General features: G+C 53.3%; 16 protein-coding genes. 5 read left to right on the plus strand and 11 right to left on the minus strand.

Annotated elements, in window-relative coordinates; genetic code table 11:
- Positions 1 to 106: 106 nt before the first annotated feature.
- Complete coding sequence (locus ACQE32_RS08635; protein ID WP_426974166.1) at positions 107 to 1189, plus strand: L,D-transpeptidase family protein; 1083 nt, start codon at positions 107 to 109, stop codon at positions 1187 to 1189.
- A 43-nt stretch (positions 1190 to 1232) separates the two neighbouring features.
- Here ACQE32_RS08635 and ACQE32_RS08640 read toward each other — a convergent pair whose 3' ends face one another.
- Entirely contained in the window at positions 1233 to 1862 is a 630-nt protein-coding gene (locus ACQE32_RS08640) for a DUF481 domain-containing protein (protein ID WP_427021639.1), read from the minus strand.
- 776 nt (positions 1863 to 2638) lie between these two features.
- Here ACQE32_RS08640 and ACQE32_RS08645 point away from each other — a divergent pair.
- Positions 2639 to 4237, plus strand: coding sequence for an inorganic phosphate transporter (locus ACQE32_RS08645; protein WP_427021640.1), 1599 nt, complete (start codon positions 2639 to 2641; stop codon positions 4235 to 4237).
- Here the strand turns inward: ACQE32_RS08645 and dusC are convergent.
- From dusC to ACQE32_RS08660, 3 genes are all read right to left on the minus strand, one after another.
- Positions 4232 to 5203, minus strand: a complete 972-nt coding sequence (gene dusC / locus ACQE32_RS08650; RefSeq protein WP_426974163.1) for a tRNA dihydrouridine(16) synthase DusC — start codon at positions 5201 to 5203, stop codon at positions 4232 to 4234. The two genes, ACQE32_RS08645 and dusC, sit on opposite strands and share 6 nt — an antisense overlap.
- Positions 5204 to 5375: 172 nt before the next feature.
- Entirely contained in the window at positions 5376 to 6908 is a 1533-nt protein-coding gene (gene rhlE / locus ACQE32_RS08655) for an ATP-dependent RNA helicase RhlE (RefSeq protein WP_426981046.1), read from the minus strand.
- 237 nt (positions 6909 to 7145) lie between these two features.
- Complete coding sequence (locus ACQE32_RS08660; protein ID WP_250652182.1) at positions 7146 to 7538, minus strand: YbhQ family protein; 393 nt, start codon at positions 7536 to 7538, stop codon at positions 7146 to 7148.
- Between the two features lie 177 nt (positions 7539 to 7715).
- Between ACQE32_RS08660 and ACQE32_RS08665 the strand changes: the two genes are divergently transcribed.
- The 3 genes from ACQE32_RS08665 to ACQE32_RS08675 are packed head-to-tail and all read left to right on the plus strand — an operon-like array spanning position 7716 to position 10770.
- Positions 7716 to 8477, plus strand: a complete 762-nt coding sequence (locus ACQE32_RS08665; RefSeq protein ID WP_426974161.1) for an endonuclease/exonuclease/phosphatase family protein — start codon at positions 7716 to 7718, stop codon at positions 8475 to 8477.
- On the plus strand, positions 8474 to 9718 hold the full coding sequence (gene clsB / locus ACQE32_RS08670; protein WP_426974160.1) for a cardiolipin synthase ClsB: 1245 nt from the start codon (positions 8474 to 8476) through the stop codon (positions 9716 to 9718). The genes ACQE32_RS08665 and clsB overlap by 4 nt, the downstream gene beginning before the upstream one ends.
- Positions 9718 to 10770, plus strand: coding sequence for a lysylphosphatidylglycerol synthase domain-containing protein (locus ACQE32_RS08675; RefSeq protein ID WP_426974159.1), 1053 nt, complete (start codon positions 9718 to 9720; stop codon positions 10768 to 10770). The genes clsB and ACQE32_RS08675 overlap by 1 nt, the downstream gene beginning before the upstream one ends.
- 81 nt (positions 10771 to 10851) lie before the next feature.
- Here the strand turns inward: ACQE32_RS08675 and chbG are convergent, their stop codons facing one another.
- The 7 genes from chbG to ACQE32_RS08710 form a co-directional block, all read right to left on the minus strand.
- Positions 10852 to 11613 carry a chitin disaccharide deacetylase gene (gene chbG, locus ACQE32_RS08680; RefSeq protein WP_427021641.1) on the minus strand — a complete coding sequence of 254 codons (762 nt, stop codon included), beginning with the start codon at positions 11611 to 11613 and terminating at the stop codon, positions 10852 to 10854.
- Between the two features lie 47 nt (positions 11614 to 11660).
- Positions 11661 to 13004, minus strand: a complete 1344-nt coding sequence (locus tag ACQE32_RS08685) for a 6-phospho-beta-glucosidase (protein ID WP_426974157.1) — start codon at positions 13002 to 13004, stop codon at positions 11661 to 11663.
- A gap of 84 nt (positions 13005 to 13088) precedes the next feature.
- Positions 13089 to 13928 carry a transcriptional regulator ChbR gene (gene chbR, locus ACQE32_RS08690; protein WP_426974156.1) on the minus strand — a complete coding sequence of 280 codons (840 nt, stop codon included), beginning with the start codon at positions 13926 to 13928 and terminating at the stop codon, positions 13089 to 13091.
- 14 nt (positions 13929 to 13942) lie between these two features.
- Positions 13943 to 14290 carry a PTS N,N'-diacetylchitobiose transporter subunit IIA gene (gene chbA / locus ACQE32_RS08695; RefSeq protein WP_426981043.1) on the minus strand — a complete coding sequence of 116 codons (348 nt, stop codon included), beginning with the start codon at positions 14288 to 14290 and terminating at the stop codon, positions 13943 to 13945.
- 58 nt (positions 14291 to 14348) lie between these two features.
- Positions 14349 to 15707, minus strand: coding sequence for a PTS N,N'-diacetylchitobiose transporter subunit IIC (gene chbC, locus ACQE32_RS08700; RefSeq protein WP_426981041.1), 1359 nt, complete (start codon positions 15705 to 15707; stop codon positions 14349 to 14351).
- A 74-nt stretch (positions 15708 to 15781) separates the two neighbouring features.
- Positions 15782 to 16102 (minus strand): PTS sugar transporter subunit IIB, encoded by a 321-nt coding sequence (locus tag ACQE32_RS08705; protein ID WP_426981039.1) that lies wholly within the window; start codon positions 16100 to 16102, stop codon positions 15782 to 15784.
- A gap of 426 nt (positions 16103 to 16528) precedes the next feature.
- Positions 16529 to 17239, minus strand: a complete 711-nt coding sequence (locus ACQE32_RS08710) for a Bax inhibitor-1/YccA family protein (RefSeq protein ID WP_250652173.1) — start codon at positions 17237 to 17239, stop codon at positions 16529 to 16531.
- Between the last annotated feature and the right edge of the window lie 112 nt (positions 17240 to 17351).

Here is a 17351-nt window from a genome sequence, read left to right on the forward strand (position 1 = left end):
TCCACAATCAGAGGTTATGCACATATAATGTGCAGCCGGTCACAATGGCCGCACCTGGGTCGACTCTCTAACAAGCCATTTAATGGCATTAATCAATTGAAATAAGATGAAAAAGAGCATTCGCGCGATCGCTTCACTGGCAGTAGCACTGGTGGCATTTAGCCAGCAGGCGCTTGCTGTGGTTTATCCTCTGCCTCCGGCCAACAGCCGTTTGACGGGAGAAAACCTGGAAATTACCATCCCGCAGGACAGCAAACTTCCTCTGGAAGCTTTTGCTGCACAATATCAAATGGGCCTGAGCAATATGCTCGAAGCCAACCCCGGCGTTGACGTTTATCTGCCGCAGGCCGGTTCAAAACTGATTATTCCCCACCAGTTGATTCTGCCCGACGCGCCGCGTGAAGGGATTGTCATCAACAGCGCCGAAATGCGTCTCTATTATTACCCGAAAGGCACCAAAACCGTTGTCGTGCTGCCTATCGGCATTGGCGAACTGGGCAAGGATACCCCAGTAGACTGGACCACCACCGTGCAGCGCAAAAAAGCGGGCCCGACCTGGACGCCAACCAAAAAAATGCATGAAGAGTACGCCGCGCGCGGCGAGACGCTGCCTGAAGTGTTCCCGGCCGGTCCGGATAACCCGATGGGACTTTATGCGCTTTATATCGGTCGCCTCTATGCGATTCACGGCACCAACGCTAACTTCGGTATTGGCCTGCGCGTAAGCCACGGCTGCGTACGTCTGCGTGCTGACGATATTAAATGGCTGTTCGATAACGTGCCGGTTGGCACGCGCGTGCAGTTTATCGATCAGCCGGTTAAGGCGTCGGTAGAGCCGGATGGTTCGCGTTATGTTGAGATCCATAATCCGCTCTCCACTACTGAAGAGCAGTTTAAATCGCGTGCGCCGGTACCGATCACGTTAACGCCTGCGGTGAGCAAAATCTTGTCTGACGCCAGCGTAAACCAGACGATCGTCGATCAGGCGATGAGAGCGCGCTCCGGTATGCCGGTGAAGGTTAACGGATTAGCGGAAGAAGCGCCGGTTGAGCCAGTGGTTCCGCAAAATGCTGATACCCAGGCACCAAATCAGACGCTGCCGACCAATGCTGCCGAGCAAAACGGCAACCCTGCGCCTGTGGATCAATCTCAGCCTGTAGCGCCTGCTGACGAAAATAGTGGTTCCTGAGCATAAAGCAGTATCAAAAAGGGCGATGATTATCGCCCTTTTTTTACCATTTATCCCAGAATTGATAGCCTGGCCCGGTGCCGATGAGCGCCTGATGCGCCAGATCTTCAACCCAGTCACGCTTATAGCTGGCGCGTCCCTGCCAGAAGAACTGTTCACGAAAGGTATAATCAATCGCATAGCGCAGGCTGTAATTATAGGTTTTGACGCTGGCGTCTTCTGTTTCGCGATTCCAGGTTGCGCCGGAATTATGCCGCCATTTACCCTGGCTAATTTTATTGTTGAAAGAGAAATGGGTATCCTGCGTTTCGGTCGATGCGTGTTTCAGGTTAATGCCTGCATCCACGTTGCCGCTCCAGTTAAGCCGCTCGCTTTTGACTTTCGCTTTCATAAAATCGTCGATACGGGAAACCGCGACCTTCTCTTCCTGCTGATTACTGCTGACCACCGTCAGCCAGCCCGCTTCAGCCGCCTCCAGTTTGACGCTATAACTCTCTCCAGTCTGACTATTGCGTAAAGTAACCAGGTTTTTACTGTTAAGCGTGCTGACTGCGCGCCAGTTTAGTGACAGCGTACCGCCCCAGTCGGTATCCATAATTAATTTTCCGTCTTCCAGCGAGCGTACGTTACCGCTAAGGCGATCGCCATTTTTTAGCCAAACGGTGTCGGCCATCGCTGCGCTGCACCACAGCGCAACCAGCCAGAGGGCAGGAAAAAGGAGGCGGGAAATGTTGAAATAGAGCATGGCCTGGTTTCTTAGATCCCTGACGGGCAAAGGAGTAAGCCTGGCAGCGAACCGGCAGCAGTAAAAGAGAAGATAATTCTGAAACCACTATTTACCGGCGCGGTGAACGTCACTTTCTCGTCGCTGGCGGGATGATAAATAACGCCATCTCGTTTGAATAATAATATGTCTTTTATTTTAAGGTTAATTATTAATTAGCACAAAATCAATTATCATTAAGCAGACATTAACCGTAAATAAAATTATCTATTTTTATCCTGTAGCCTACAAATAAACGGTTGACGGAAAATAAAACTTTATCATTAATCCTTTCATCACCTGAAAGGTGATAAATAAATATCTTCTTTCTTTTTTTTCACACCAGGGAATGTTATTCCTGCTCCGTCACGCAGCCCGCCACCGTTTATGTCGGCGGGCTGCGACTAATTGCCACTCTCTTTTTATCACCCTGATATGCTATTTCATCAGGCAGCACTGATTTATTCGCTAATCGTTATCTGAACAACAGATCATAACAATATGAAAGCGGCTTACTGTTATTAGGCCGCATTAATTTCTCCCTTGACGCTTTATCTCACTCTCTTTGCGGTTGTGGCTTGCCGTGCGCAGGGAATGTCTTTGCTGCCGGCCTTTCCATCACGTCATACTGTTGTCATATAAAAAGCGTATCACCACAGGAGCATTCCATAATTTTACGGTGTGATATGAGCGATTACAGCACCTTTGCCCGCTATACCTCACGCTTCCCCACGCTTTATCCGGCACGATCCGGTCGACAACAGCGTCTGCGAATGGCAATGGCTGGCCTGCTTTTGCTGGTAGCGATCGGCTGGATGATGGCACAGCTTGCGGCTGAGATGCGCGCCTCGGGCAACGTTTTTACTCCTGACCTGCTGCTGAGCGGCGCCCTGCTGTTGGCTCTGGGCTTTGTTTTTGTTAACGGCGTGCACGATACCGCCAATGCCGTTACGACAGTAATTTATACCGGTACGCTCTCCCCGGGGCGGGCAGTGCTGATTTCCGCCATTGCGAATATGTTGGGCGTGCTGCTGGCAAGCGGCGTGGTGGCCTGGGGCGTCATATCTCTGCTGCCAGCAGAGGGACTGCTGCAACTGGATGCCCGTCATGGCTACGCGCTGATTTATGCCCTGCTGCTGGCGGCGATTAGCTGGAATCTTGCCAGCTGGTATTTCGCTATCCCTTCCTCCTCTTCTCATGCGCTGCTGGGAGCGATGGTAGGCGTGGGCGGTGCCAGTAGCTTGCTGAACGGCAATGGCGCGTTGACCGGCATCGACTGGCATCAGGCTGGCTGGGCTGGCTGGGCGCTGCTGCTGTCGCCGGTGCTGGGTTTTGTCGCCGCCGGGCTGCTGCTGCTGGCAATGAAGGCGCTATTGCCGAATCGCCAGCTCACTCAGGCTGCCGATCTGCAACGCCCTCCTCCGCTCTGGCTGCGCGGCATGCTGCTGCTGACCAGCAGCGGCGTCTCTTTCGCGCACGGAGCCAACGACGGGCAGAAAGGTATGGGATTGATTATGGTCATCCTGCTGATCGCGCTGCCGGGCACGTTTGCCCTGAACCGCACTCTGCCGGAGCGCGAAATAGCCAGCTTAACCGTGCTGACCGCACAGGCGCAGGCGCAGCTGCCGCAGCGCAGCGATCTCACACTGCCGATGGCAGAAAGTGAACTGCAGCGCTATTTACAGCAGCAGCGCTGGCAGCAAGAGGTATTGCCAGCGCTGGGCAAAGTGACGGGCAGCCTGCATCAACAGCTGAGCGCCCTGACCCGCTTCGATCGGCTCTCAACAAGTGAGGCAACCCGCCTGCGCCTGCAAATGTCGCTGACCAGCAAAACCCTGCATCAGCTGGTAAACAGCCCTGTGCCGCTGACGCATAATGAGCGCGCACTGCTGACGGCGCTGGCCGGACAGTTAAATCACGCCAGCAGCCTAATCCCCTGGTGGGTAAAAATCATGGTGGCGCTGGCGCTGGGATTGGGTACCTTGACCGGCTGGCAGCGCATCGCTATTACCATTGGCGAACGCACCGGTAAAGCGCCGCTTAGCGCAGCGCAGGGCGCCAGCAGCGAACTGGTCACCATGACAACATTAGGCGTGGCGGAGCAGTTTGGCCTGCCGGTTTCCACTACTCAGGTGCTGACCTGCGGCGTCGCAGGCAGCATGGTGGCGAATCGCAGCGCCCTGCAGTGGCAAACGCTGAAACGCATGGGCCTGGTATGGCTGCTGACATTACCGGCTTGCGCGCTAATGGCCGCGCTGTTTTATACGCTGCTGGTAATGCTATAACGCCTCGTTAAGTGATAAAGCCTCGGCCAGCTGGCACTGACGATCGATCGCCGCCGCGATCTCCGGGGAGTTTTTCAGGGTGCGGACGGTAGTAAACAGCATATCCGCCTGCGGATATGCTTTGCGCAGATAGCCCAGCCACTGTTTGATACGTGCCACATGGTACATCCCGGTATCGCCCTGCTTTTCCAGCCGGGTGTAGCGATGCAGCAGCGCCATCACCTGCGGCCAGGGCATCGGCGGCGCATTCTCTTTAATAACCCGGCTCAGGTTAGGCACGTTAAGCGCGCCACGACCAATCATTACCGCATCGCAGCCGGTTGTCGCCATACATGCCTGTGCACTTTGCCAGTCCCAGATTTCACCGTTGGCAATCACCGGGATCGATAAACGCTGACGGATTTCACCAATCGCCTGCCAGTTAATCGCCTCGGCACGGTAGCCATCCTCTTTGGTGCGCCCGTGCACCACCAGTTCGCTGGCGCCTGCCTGCTGTACCGCATCGGCAATTTCAAAACGTCGCTCGCCAGAGTCCCAGCCAAGACGCACCTTTACCGTTACCGGCAGCGTAGCGGGCACCGCTTCGCGCATTGCTTTAGCCGCGCGATAGATCAGCTCCGGATCTTTCAGCAGCGTAGCCCCGCCACCGCTGCCGTTCACCAGCTTCGAGGGGCAGCCACAGTTGAGATCGACGCCCCACGAACCCAGCTCTACCGCCCGCGCCGCGTTCTCCGCCAGCCACTGCGGATGCTGTCCCAACAGCTGAACTCTGACTAAGGTGCCGGAAGAGGTACGGCTTTGGTGCTGTAGCTCCGGGCAGAGACGCAGAAAAGATTTTACCGGCAGCAGCTGATCCACCACGCGTAAAAATTCGGTGATGCAAAGATCGTAATCATTCACTGAGGTCAGTAATTCGCGTACCAGAGAATCAAGTACGCCTTCCATCGGCGCCAGTAACACCCGCATGAGAAATACCTTTGACAAAATTGACGCGCAAGTTTACGCCTTTTGCCTGAAAGTGAGAATCACCCGGGCAGGCGTTTATTACAGAAGCGGATAAAAAAACAGCGGGAAGCTAACGCGGTATGCAGCAAAAAAAACGGCTACCGCAAGGGTAGCCGTTTTTAGCCAGGCGAAATTAACGATTGCCGGAAGGCTTATCGCTACGCGCCTGTGCCGGGCGCTGGCCGGAAGTGCGGCGCGGCTGATTGCCATCGCCGGAAAGACGGCGTGGATGGCTGCTGTCGCCGGAAGTGCGGCGCGGATTGCTGCCATCGCCAGAAGCGCGACGCGGCTGATTACCATCACGTTCGCCGGAAGCGCGGCGCGGATTGCTGCCATCGCCAGAGGCGCGACGCGGCTGATTGCCATCACGTTCGCCGGAAGCGCGACGCGGCTGACGATCCGCTGAAGCGGATTGACGCTGGCCTGAAGGCTGACGATCGCCGCCCTGAGCGCGACCGCCCTGGCTACGTCCACCGCCGCCGCCACGCTGCTGGCGGCCATTGAGGATCGGCTCCGCTTTAATGCTCGGATCCGGCTCAAAACCTGGCTGCGCCATACGTGGAATTTCACGCTTCAGTACACGCTCAATATCACGCAGCAGCTTGTGCTCATCCACACAGACCAGCGATATCGCTTCGCCGGTTGCGGCGGCGCGACCGGTACGACCGATGCGGTGCACATAATCTTCCGGCACGTTGGGCAGTTCATAGTTAACGACGTGCGGCAGCTCTTCAATATCCAGGCCGCGCGCGGCGATATCGGTCGCCACCAGCACACGAATCTGACCGCCTTTAAAGTCGCTCAGCGCACGAGTACGCGCGCCCTGGCTTTTATTACCATGGATCGCAGCGGCAGTAATGCCATCTTTATTCAACTGCTCGGCTAAATGGTTCGCGCCATGTTTGGTGCGGGTAAATACCAGCACCTGCTGCCAGTTGCCCTGGCCAATCATCAGCGACAGCAGTTCCCGCTTGCGTTTTTTATCAACAAAATGCACATGCTGAGTAATCTGTTCAGAAGCGGTATTGCGACGCGCAACTTCAACCTGGCTGGGGTTATCCAGCAGTTTTTCCGCCAGACCTTTAATTTCGTCGGAGAAGGTGGCGGAAAACAGCAGATTCTGACGTTTCGCCGGCAGGCGCGCCAGAACGCGGCGGATATCATGAATAAAGCCCATATCGAGCATGCGGTCCGCTTCATCCAGCACCAGGATTTCTACCTGTGACAGATCGACTGCATTTTGCTGCGCCAAATCGAGCAGACGGCCCGGCGTTGCCACCAGCACATCCACGCCGCCACGCAGTTTCAGCATCTGCGGGTTGATGCTGACGCCGCCAAATACCACCAGCGAGCGCAGACTCAGATATTTACTGTAGTCGCGTACGTTTTCGCCTACCTGCGCCGCCAGTTCACGCGTCGGGGTAAGAATTAATGCGCGTACCGGGCGACGGCTTTTCGCCGCCAGCGGTTTCGCGCTCAGACGCTGCAGAATAGGCAGCGTAAAGCCTGCCGTCTTGCCGGTGCCGGTTTGGGCACTGGCCATCAGGTCGCGACCTTCCAGTACCACCGGGATAGCCTGGCGCTGTACAGGGGTAGGCTCACGATAGCCTTGCTCGGCCACGGCACGCAAAATATCGGCGTTCAGGCCGAGAGAATCAAAGGACATAGGGGTTCAACTCCGGTTCCACCCTGACCGTCGTTAACGGTGCAGTTTCCAGGGGGGAGATCATGACGCTTGTTGAGCAAGCGGTTGAAAGGGCACAAACTACGGTGCGTAATGAGATCAGTGTAACAGTTTACACGTCGGGGCGATAGCGGCGTGGCGCTGTGGCGTCAAAAAGCGTGTGCGGCAGAAAAAACCAGGGCCGCACAAGGCGGCCCTGACAGCAGAAGAGCAGCAGGCTTAGCTACGTTTCTTTTCGATACGCGGCGGCGGCTCTTTCACCAGCAGCGAAACCAGCGCCGGTCCTGCCAGCATCACCAACCCCAGACAGGCCAGCAGCAGATTGTTATGCAGGATGCGTGAAACCAAAAACAGCAGCAGCATCGCCGCGCCGAAATAGTAGGTGGTGGTGATCTCTTCTAAAAAATCACCGGTGCGCCGCAGACGCGGTATACGCTGCGTCAGCAGCATAGCGATAAATACCGCAGCATAGGCGGCAACCAGTACGCTGCTCACTTCAACCAACGCCCGTTCCCGCCAGCCCCAAACCAGAGCCACAAGCATCACCAGATGCAAAGAAATGTGCAGACAGGGTTGGCCAGTGGCAATCTGTATACGGTTAAACCATTTCATTCTCTTCTCCTGATCGCGTTTAAATGCGATCCAAGTAGTCGGCAAAGCCAACGACGGATGTCCATAATGTAACGCAGTTTTCGGACAATGCCGCAAAACGCGGCGGAAGTCAGCGCCCTTTTGTGACAAAGACTACACTTTATCGGAAATCAAAATCAAAAGGAGAGCGCCCCCAGTATGTCACAAAAAGCGCAAGGATTTTCCTTTAAAGTCCTGACAATTAATACACATAAGGGTTTCACTACTTTCAACCGGCGCTTTATTTTACCTGAACTGCGCGAAGCAGTACGCGCGACGTCCGCTGATATCGTTTTTTTACAGGAGGTAATGGGTACGCACGCTGTGCATCCACTGCAGGTGGAAAACTGGCCGGACACCCCGCACTATGAGTTTCTCGCTGATACCATGTGGAACGATTTCGCTTACGGACGTAACGCTGTCTATCCTGAAGGGCATCACGGCAACGCAGTGCTTTCCCGCTTCCCAATCGTTGAGTATGAGAACCGCGATATTTCAGTAGCGGGCACCGAGAGGCGCGGCGTACTGCACTGTCAGTTACAGCTTCCTGACCGCGATCAGACGCTGCATGTTATGTGCGTTCACCTTGGTCTGCGCGATGCGCATCGCCATGCGCAAATGAAGATGATGTGCGAGATGATCGCCGCCCTGCCCTCCGATGCGCCGCTGGTGGTGGCAGGTGATTTTAATGACTGGCAAATGCGCGCCAATAAAATGTTAAAACGTTGCGCCAATCTTGATGAGGTATTCAGCCGTAAGCACGGACGCCCGGCGCGCACTTTCCCGGCGCGTTTTCCGCTGTTGCGCCTCGATCGTATTTATGTGCGTAACGCCGCAACCAGTCATCCCTGGGCATTACCTGTGCGGCCCTGGTCTCATCTTTCCGATCATGCGCCGCTGGCTGTGGAGATTCACTTATGACAATGAACTGGCGCGATGGTAACCGTATCCAGTTACTGGAAAACGGTGAACAGTTTTTCCCACGCGTATTTGGGGCGATTCAGCGCGCACAGCAAAGTGTGCTGTTGGAAACCTTTATTCTGTTTGAGGATAACGTTGGCAAGGCGCTGCATCGCGAACTGCTGGCTGCCGCGAAGCGCGGCGTAAAAATCGAGCTGATGGTTGATGGCTACGGTTCACCCGATCTGTCTGATGAGTTTATTTCCAGCCTTACCTCTGCTGGCGTGCGCTTTCTCTATTATGACCCTCGCCCGCTGGTGATGGGCATGCGCACCAATGTCTTCCGTCGGCTGCACCGTAAAATTGTGGTTGTCGACGGCGTTATCGCCTTTGTCGGCGGCATTAACTTTTCCGCCGAGCACAACACCGATTTCGGCCCGGAAGCCAAGCAGGATTACGCTGTTGAGGTTAAAGGGCCGATTGTCGACGATATCGGTGCTTTTGTAGCGGAGGCTTTTGGCAGCGAAGCGAATACGCGCCGCTGGTGGGGGCAACGTTCTCATCGCCCGGCGCGCAACCAGAAGCCCGGCGATGCACAGGCGCTGTTTGTTTTTCGCGATAATGATAAACATCGCGACGATATTGAACAGCATTATATGGAGATGCTCAGCAACGCTAAACAGGATGTGATTATCGCCAACGCCTACTTTTTCCCCGGCTATCGCCTGCTGCGCGAGATGAAAAATGCCGCCCAGCGCGGCGTGCGCGTGCGTCTGATCGTACAGGGCGAACCCGATATGCCGATTGTTAAAGTAGGCGCGGAGCTGCTGTATAACTACCTGGTAGGAGGCGGCGTGGAGGTGTATGAATATATTCGCCGTCCGCTACACGGAAAGGTAGCGGTACAGGATCAACAGTGGGCCACGGTCGGCTCCAGTAATCTCGATCCGCTTAGCCTGTCGCTGAATCTGGAAGCAAATTTGATTATTCATGATCGACAGTTTAACCAGACGCTGCGCGATAATCTGGAGCAGCTGTTACAGAAAGACTGTGTGCGCGTACGGGAAGATAAACTACCGAAGCGCACCTGGCTGCAGCTGACTAAAAGCGTGATTGTTTTCCACTTCCTGCGCCATTTCCCTGCTATTGCCGGCTGGTTGCCTGCCCATACGCCTAAAGTAAAGCAGGTGCCGCCGCCGGTTCAGCCGGAACTGGAAACCCAGGATCGCGTTGATAGCGAAAAACAAGGGGTAAAATCCTGATGTCAAAAGCCCATCCCAAATGGAAGCTGGCCAAAAAAATCCTCACCTGGCTGTTCTTTATTGCGGTTATTGTACTGCTGGGGGTCTATGCCGGCAAAGTAGACTGGGAAGATGTCTGGAAGGTGATCGTCAACTATAACCGCATAGCGGTTCTCAGCGCGGTAGGCCTGGTGATCCTGAGTTATCTCGCCTACGGCGGCTATGATCTGATTGGCCGCGCCTACTGCGGTCATAAGCTGGCCAAACGTCAGGTGATGCTGGTGTCGTTTATCTGTTACGCCTTTAACCTGACGCTAAGTACCTGGGTGGGCGGCGTTGCGATGCGCTATCGGCTTTACTCCCGGCTGGGGCTGAGCGGCAGCACTATCACCCGTATTTTTTCTCTCAGTATCGCCACCAACTGGCTCGGCTATATCCTGCTGGCGGGAATTATTTTTACCGCCGGTATGGTGCCGGTACCGCCCGGCTGGTTTATTGGCGAAGGGACGCTGCGGTTGATCGGCGGCATTCTGGCGCTGCTGGTTCTTGCCTACCTGGGCGCCTGCGCCTTTTCTAAACGACGTCGCTGGACAGTCAAAGGGCAAAAACTGGCGTTGCCTTCGCTGCGTATGGCGCTGTTTCAGTTTGCTATCTCCAGCGCTAACTGGATGGTCATGGGGGCAATCATCTGGCTGCTGCTGGGACAGGAAGTGAATTATCCGGTAGTGCTGGGCGTGTTGCTGATCAGCAGTATCGCCGGGGTGATAGTCCATATCCCGGCCGGTATCGGCGTGCTGGAAGCGGTATTTCTGGCGTTGCTGCGTGATGAGCATACTGGTCATGGGCAGATTATCGCCGCCCTGCTCGCCTATCGCGTGCTCTACTTTATCCTGCCGCTGCTACTGGCGCTGGTGCTTTACCTGTGGCTGGAAAGCCGGGCGAAACATCTGCGGGTAAAAAACGAGCGAAAAATGCAGCAGCAAGATAACGAGCAACCGGCGGAACAGGATAAGCACCAGGAACGACACGAAACGGACGACAGGCTAAACTCGCACAGCAAACTCACACAGTAACCATATCACCCGGCATCACGCTGATGATGCCGGGTTTGAGCTACATGCGCAGACAGCACGCCTTTCCGCTAAAAACGGCAGCTATAGATCCCTGAATGTTCCCAGCCGATAACCCCGTTCGGCAATCGCATATTTCAACGATGCTGACGTAAGCACATCAAGTTCATCCAGCCGTGGCCAACAATAACTGCTGGTAAGAAGCGGGCGATCGATAAAGGCGGGATGACACATAACCTCAAGAGATTGCACCCCGCGTGCCTGCGCCCTATCCAGCGTCTCCAGCAGTAACGCTTCCGTAATCGCCTCCCCGTAAAAGTCAGTGGCGAAATCCTGCGTGCTTTTTGCGCCCTGAAGCTTAATGCCATGCGCGGTTATCTCGCGACGATCGATGCGTATCGCTACTCCCTTCTCTTTCGCGAACGCTTCGACGATAGGAAAGATTTGCGGGATCATATGGACATGGTGATGGCTGTCGATGTGGGTCGGCGCATAACCAAACAAGGCGATAAAGCGTGCAAACTGCCTGGCCAGTTCTTGCTGGATCTCTTCCAGCGGCAAGGTATCCGTCTGTGCTCTTTGCCAGATCCCTTTATCAAGTTCGCCCTGCGCATTGACTAATTTCGGCATCGCTGAAAGCGGCTTCCCCAGCGTTAAGACAAAGTGCATGCCCACGGCCAGTTCAGGATGGAGCTTGCTTAAGGCTGCGGCATGCTCTGCGCCTGCCGCATTCATCATGGCGGTCGTGGAGGTCACAATGCCGTCGCGGTATGCCTCAATGATGCCGTAATTTTGCGCTCTGCTAAGGCCAAAATCATCGGCGTTTACGATCAACAATTTATCCATAATTCTCCCTTTGAGAACGCCTCGCCGAAGCAGGCGCCGATACCGGGTTATTTCAGCTGAGCTATCGCCTGGGCAAATTCAGGCAGATAGGCCTGATGCGCCAGCAGCATATCGCGCGCCAGGCTTTCCGCATCCTTATCGGAGTGAATCAACGGATTCAGGTTCAGCGCCAGCAGCACATCATTAAATTCACCGCTCAGCGCCGCCCTGCTGGCCGCCACCTCAAAGCTCTTGATGGTATAAATCAGCCCGAGGACGTTCTCATCAAAATGTTTGATGCGTGAGGTGGGCGTGGCACCGTCGCGCCCGATGGTACAGGTCATTTCAATCGCCCAGTCGGCTGGAATGTTATCGATATGGCCCTTATGCGGGAAGTTGACGTAATGTTCGGTTTGCTTGTTGTTATAGATGGCGCTTATCACTTCGCATGCCGCATCGGAGTAATAAGCCCCGCCGCGCAGCTCAAGCTCTTTGGGTTTCGTGTCTAACTCAGGATTTTTATACAGCTCGAAAAGCTGCTTCTCAACCTGTTGCACCACCGTTGCGCGCGCGCCGCCCTTGTAGAACTCGGCCGTCTCAATAGCCAGCATCTCTTTTTGCCTGAAGTAGTAAAGCAGATAGGAACAGGGGATCAGCTTCAGCGAGCGGATTAACCCGGCGCTGAACGGCAAATCAAAAATGTTTTTTACGCCGCTGGCCTTCAGCGTTCCGCAAGCCACGCCTTCCAGCAGTTCAGCAAAACGCGAGGTGCCGTTAACCAGAACATCTTTGATAAACACCATATGGTTTAGGCCAAAAAGATCGATCGACAGGTTATCCTGCGGCGCTACCTGCAGCACGTTGCGGATAAACATTTTCATCCCAACCGGGATATTGCATACGCCAAGAAATCGTTTAAAGCCGGTATGGCGAAACACCGCTTCGGTTACCATGCCTGCCGGATTGGTAAAGTTGATGATCCACGCCTGCGGACAAATCTCCTCTACATCTTTGATGATGTCGAAAATCACCGGAATGGTGCGCAGCCCTTTGAATAACCCGCCAGCCCCGTTGGTTTCTTGTCCCAGATAGCCATAGCTGAGCGGAATACGCTCATCCAGTTCGCGCGCTTTTAATTGCCCTACGCGTAGCTGCGTGGTAACAAAATCAGCATTAACCAACGCGGCGCGACGGTCGAGGGTTTTATAGAGCGTAATCGGCACGCCGGCACGTTTAATCATGCGCAGGCAGAGATCGAATATAATATCCTGCTTCTCTTTACCCGCCTCAACATCCACCAGCCATAACTCGCTAACGGGTAATTCATCGTAGCGCTTAATAAAACCTTCCAGTAATTCCGGGGTATAACTGCTGCCTCCGCCAATGGTGACGACTTTCACTTTTTTGCTCATAGGAACTCCTGTACAGTGGCGCGGCACTGCAAATTAAATCAGCAAATAAATATTTGAATCCAGCCTGAGACGGTTAGCGCCAGGCTAATTCATACGGCACAGCTGTTTTCGGTAATGCTTCGGCGTAAAAGAGGTTAGCCGTTTGAAATTTTTAATAAACAGGCTTGGGCTGCTATATCCAGACTCAAAAGCGATATCCGTTACCGAGTAGTTGGTTATTTCAAGTTGTTTTTTCGCAAAGTCGATACGTATCTCATTAATGATTTGCATTGGCGTCTTGCCATAATAACGCTGTGTGGCGCGATTTAAATACTCCTGCGACTTTCCGGAGATCGCTACCATATTTGCCAGCGCATTATCGCCGAACCAGGCTTTATCATGCATTTTCTCAACCGTGGTCTCCAGCCAGGGTGGAATATGCGTTATCGCTTCCGTTTCGCGGTAATGCCGCAGTCGGTTGACAATATAAAAGGTTACCATCTCCAGAAACTCATTAAACTCGCCGTTTCTGAAGTTGAGCGAAGAAACCATGGTTTCGATATAGTTAAGAAACTCGCTTTTGATCTGATAAACCTGCGAAGCGACAAAATGAGGCGGCAGCAGGCGCAAATAGTGGCGATCGAAAAAGGCCTTGCTGATGCCGACATTTAATATTCTGGCAGCGCCAAACTCATAGAAGCTTTGGTGGTTTGAACCCAACGGAATAAAAACAAAGTCGCCCCGCTCTAACAGCACTCTTTTGCCGTTTATCTCCTGATAATAACGTCCGGTAAGCACCACGGTGAATTCATAATAGTCATGCTCATGCAGCCCGGAGATGCTTTCGGTTTTGTTGTAGATAAACACATGAAAATTTTGGCCGTCAAACAGTTGGCTTTCATGCGCCGTTTTAATCTCCATGCTCAATACCCGTGGCTGCATCATTGTGACTCCACACGTTATTTTATTTTTTCATGCAGCTCAATGAGTTCCGTCACAAGCTCACGCGCCAGCATTGAGGTCATCAGATGGTCCTGCGCATGCACCAGGATCAGGCTAAGGTGGGTTTTACCGGTGCCCTGATCCTCTTCAATCAGCCGGGTTTGTATGCGGTGCGCCTCATTTAGCGCCAGATGGGACGATGTCATCAGCGCCTGCGCCTGTGCAAAGTTTCCCGCTTTTGCCTGTTTCAGGGCGGCGTAGGCCTGACTGCGGGCCTGCCCGGCGTTGATGATTAACCCCATCACCACCTCTTCCAGCTCCTCGGTTTGCTGTGCGGCTTCAGCCTGATTATCCAGATTAAACATGTTTACCTCGCAACATTAAGGGAGTTAACGCGGGCTGAAAGGGTTTCAGCCCCGGTAATCAAAATTTCAACGCCTTAGCGATATCTTCTTCGCTCTCTTGCTGGGCAATAGCGCTGTTGGCTTTGTTGGAAATCACCACGAAAGGCAGATAGATCAGCGTGGCGATGCACAGGTTGAACAGCGCCAGCAGCAGAGCCGCAATACTTCCGTTAGTATTAAAGAAGGCGCCAAGGCCGGTTGGCATGGTCCAGGGCGCGATATTGGTAATGGGCGGAATGATCCCTAAGTAATATGCAGCCAGCGTTATCGCCGCCAGCACGGGCTGGACCAACATAAAGGGGATAAACATCACCGGGTTCATGATAATCGGCAGGCCGAAAAGCACGGGCTCGTTGATCTGGAAGATGCCGGAAGGAAGCGCCAGTTTTGCCACCTGACGATGATCGGCACGTCGCGAGCCGATAAGAATAGCGATAATCAAGCCCAGCGTGGCGCCGGTGCCGCCAAGAAAAATATAGGAATCGAGCATGGGTTTGGCCCAGACATGAAAGGTTTTACCAGCAGCCAGCGCCGCCTCGACCGAACCATATTGGGTGTAGATGGCGACATTCTCCAGCGCCCACGGGGTCATAATACCGCTGTCCAGCGCCGCCAGCGCCAGCGAGCCATGCACGCCAAAGAACCACAGCAGCGAGGTGAAGATAACGTAGGTCCAGCCAACCACCGCGCCCATTGAGGCCAATGGCGTAGAGATGGAGTCGATAATAATTTGATGGAAATTGCTGCCGGATAGTGCCAGCACCCACGAAACAATGCCGAAAACAGAGAGGATAATAAAACCGGGAATCAACGCCGAGAATGAACGGGATACGGATTCAGGTACGCTTTCCGGTAGCGTAATCACCCAGTTGCGCCGGATAATAAAGGCAAACATTTCAGCCGTAATCAAACCAATGACAATGCCGGAAATAATATTAGCGCCGCCCAGCCAGTTTGCCCCAACGGCATAGGCGTCCCCTGCGTTATAGGGTGTGACGGTCATAAAGGCGGCTACGGCCAGCACGCCTGCCGCCAGCATATCAACTTTACGCTCTTCCGCCAGCGCGCCGCCGATAAAAAAAGGCGCCATTAACGACATAATTCCCAGCGTGCCGTTATAAACGTTGCCGCCGATGCTTTTTAATCCATTTAGCGTTTCAATGGTTGCCGGATCCAGGCGAATTCCCAGGGAATAAAAAAATGAGCCTGCGCCAAAGCTCAGAAATACGTTATTAATAAGGACAAACATCGCCCCGACCAGGGTCAGCGGCATCAGTTTAATAAATCCGTTTTTAATGGCGTTAACGTGCGGCTGCTTCCCCAGTTTTATGGCGCAGGGAAGCAGCACCCTTTCAAGTGAATCAATGAGTTTACTCATTTTATTTTCCTTTTATGCCGCCAGTCTGGCGGCCAGGCGTGAAAAGAGTCTCTTTGACGAAAAATAAACCTGCTTTAATTTCCGGCTGCTTTTTTTATTGCGGCGACGGCCGATTTTAATACGCCTAATCCATCTATTTTGCCATATAACGCTGAGTCAATAACCTCAACCGGTTTCTCTGGCACGAATTTTTGAATATCCTTCAGCATCCAGGCTATTTGCGGTCCCAACAGAATAAGATCCGCCTCGGGAGCTTTTTCAGCCGCCAGAGACTCCGGAAATGCTTCAATGATTACCGGGACCTCATATTTCAGCGCCTGCGCTTTCATTTTAGAAACAAGCAATGAAGTAGACATTCCAGCGGAACAAAACAAGTAAATCGTTTTCTTTCCCATAACAAAATCCTTATATCCCGAATAAATTACTGATTCGAAGAAGCGCCTTCTTTGCCTGTTTATCTAACGGAACAAGCGTTAAACAATAAATAAGCATTTCATTGCCTGAGAGGAGTATACGGCATCACTCAGGGAGGGAATATTTATCGGCCACTGAAAATTGTCTCTGCTTGACCTGGCCTTATGACTCTCTTCACATTTTAGCGAAATAATAGCTGGCATGGAGGTGCCTCTTGCAGCTCTGTTTTTTCACCAAAAAATAAAGCACCGAAAAACGGATCTTCCGGTGCTTTGTTCACCCGCAGCGGGGTTACTTACTCTACAAGGGGCACTGGCCTGAATACAGGTCTGGTGCTGCTCTGCCGACGGTTGCCGCAGATGCGCAATATGCCCTGGCGGCGATTGTGAAAGATGCGCAGCATACCTCTAGCGACGGTTGCCAAAGATGCGCAGCAGCATCAGGAACAGGTTGATAAAGTCCAGATAGAGCGTTAACGCGCCCATAATTGAATAGCGGCGCAGGTTCTCTTTATCACGCGTATCAATATTTTCTCCTATTGCCTTTAGCTTTTGCGTGTCATAGGCCGTCAGGCCGACAAACACCAACACGCCAATATAGGTAATCGCCCACATCAGCGCCGGGCTTTTCAGCCAGAAGTTAACCAGCGAAGCCAGTAGCAGGCCAATCAACGCCATAAATAAAATGCTGCCCATTTTGCTGAGATCGCGTTTGGTGGTGTAGCCCCAAAAGCTCATGGCACCGAACATCCCGGCGGTGACAAAGAAGGTGCTGGCGATAGATGAATAGGTATACACCAGAAAAATACTGGCTAAGGTTAAACCGGTCATTGCTGAATAGAGCATAAACAGCGCAGTGGCCACCGCACCACTAAGCTTATGCACCATGCCTGAAAGCACAAATACCACCGCCAGTTGCGCAATGATCAGCCCAAAAAACGTAATACGGTTGGCGAATACCAGCTCCATTACCGCAGGCGTATTCGCCGCATACCAGGAAATAAAGGCAGTCAGCAGCAGACCACAAGTCATCCAGCCATAAACCTGCGCCATGTAAGTTTGCAGGCCGGTACCGGCGCGCTGCACGATAGTCTCTTGCGAGTGTGGAAATCGATTCATTGATCCCCCTAATTATGTGAAGTAACAGGTCTCTCAAGTGTGGCATAGATTTGACGAACTATGCATATCTCGCTAATAAACGCAACGGATAAAGTAAGTATATGTAATCATC

It is taken from the genome of Pantoea sp. FN0302 (assembly GCF_050113775.1).
In the GTDB taxonomy this organism is placed as follows: Bacteria; Pseudomonadota; Gammaproteobacteria; order Enterobacterales; family Enterobacteriaceae; genus Mixta; species Mixta alhagi.

Excerpts from the sequence above, each read along its gene's own strand:
- ACQE32_RS08665 (WP_426974161.1), top strand. The coding sequence starts at position 7,716 with ATGTCACAAAAAGCGCAAGGATTTTCCTTTAAAGTCCTGACAATTAAT.
- ACQE32_RS08635 (WP_426974166.1), top strand. The coding sequence starts at position 107 with ATGAAAAAGAGCATTCGCGCGATCGCTTCACTGGCAGTAGCACTGGTG.
- ACQE32_RS08705 (WP_426981039.1), bottom strand. The coding sequence starts at position 16,102 with ATGGGAAAGAAAACGATTTACTTGTTTTGTTCCGCTGGAATGTCTACT.
- rhlE (WP_426981046.1), bottom strand. The coding sequence starts at position 6,908 with ATGTCCTTTGATTCTCTCGGCCTGAACGCCGATATTTTGCGTGCCGTG.
- chbR (WP_426974156.1), bottom strand. The coding sequence starts at position 13,928 with ATGATGCAGCCACGGGTATTGAGCATGGAGATTAAAACGGCGCATGAA.
- ACQE32_RS08660 (WP_250652182.1), bottom strand. The coding sequence starts at position 7,538 with ATGAAATGGTTTAACCGTATACAGATTGCCACTGGCCAACCCTGTCTG.
- chbG (WP_427021641.1), bottom strand. The coding sequence starts at position 11,613 with ATGGATAAATTGTTGATCGTAAACGCCGATGATTTTGGCCTTAGCAGA.
- chbA (WP_426981043.1), bottom strand. The coding sequence starts at position 14,290 with ATGTTTAATCTGGATAATCAGGCTGAAGCCGCACAGCAAACCGAGGAG.
- ACQE32_RS08685 (WP_426974157.1), bottom strand. The coding sequence starts at position 13,004 with ATGAGCAAAAAAGTGAAAGTCGTCACCATTGGCGGAGGCAGCAGTTAT.
- ACQE32_RS08710 (WP_250652173.1), bottom strand. The coding sequence starts at position 17,239 with ATGAATCGATTTCCACACTCGCAAGAGACTATCGTGCAGCGCGCCGGT.
- clsB (WP_426974160.1), top strand. The coding sequence starts at position 8,474 with ATGACAATGAACTGGCGCGATGGTAACCGTATCCAGTTACTGGAAAAC.
- ACQE32_RS08675 (WP_426974159.1), top strand. The coding sequence starts at position 9,718 with ATGTCAAAAGCCCATCCCAAATGGAAGCTGGCCAAAAAAATCCTCACC.
- chbC (WP_426981041.1), bottom strand. The coding sequence starts at position 15,707 with ATGAGTAAACTCATTGATTCACTTGAAAGGGTGCTGCTTCCCTGCGCC.
- ACQE32_RS08645 (WP_427021640.1), top strand. The coding sequence starts at position 2,639 with ATGAGCGATTACAGCACCTTTGCCCGCTATACCTCACGCTTCCCCACG.
- dusC (WP_426974163.1), bottom strand. The coding sequence starts at position 5,203 with ATGCGGGTGTTACTGGCGCCGATGGAAGGCGTACTTGATTCTCTGGTA.
- ACQE32_RS08640 (WP_427021639.1), bottom strand. The coding sequence starts at position 1,862 with ATGGCCGACACCGTTTGGCTAAAAAATGGCGATCGCCTTAGCGGTAAC.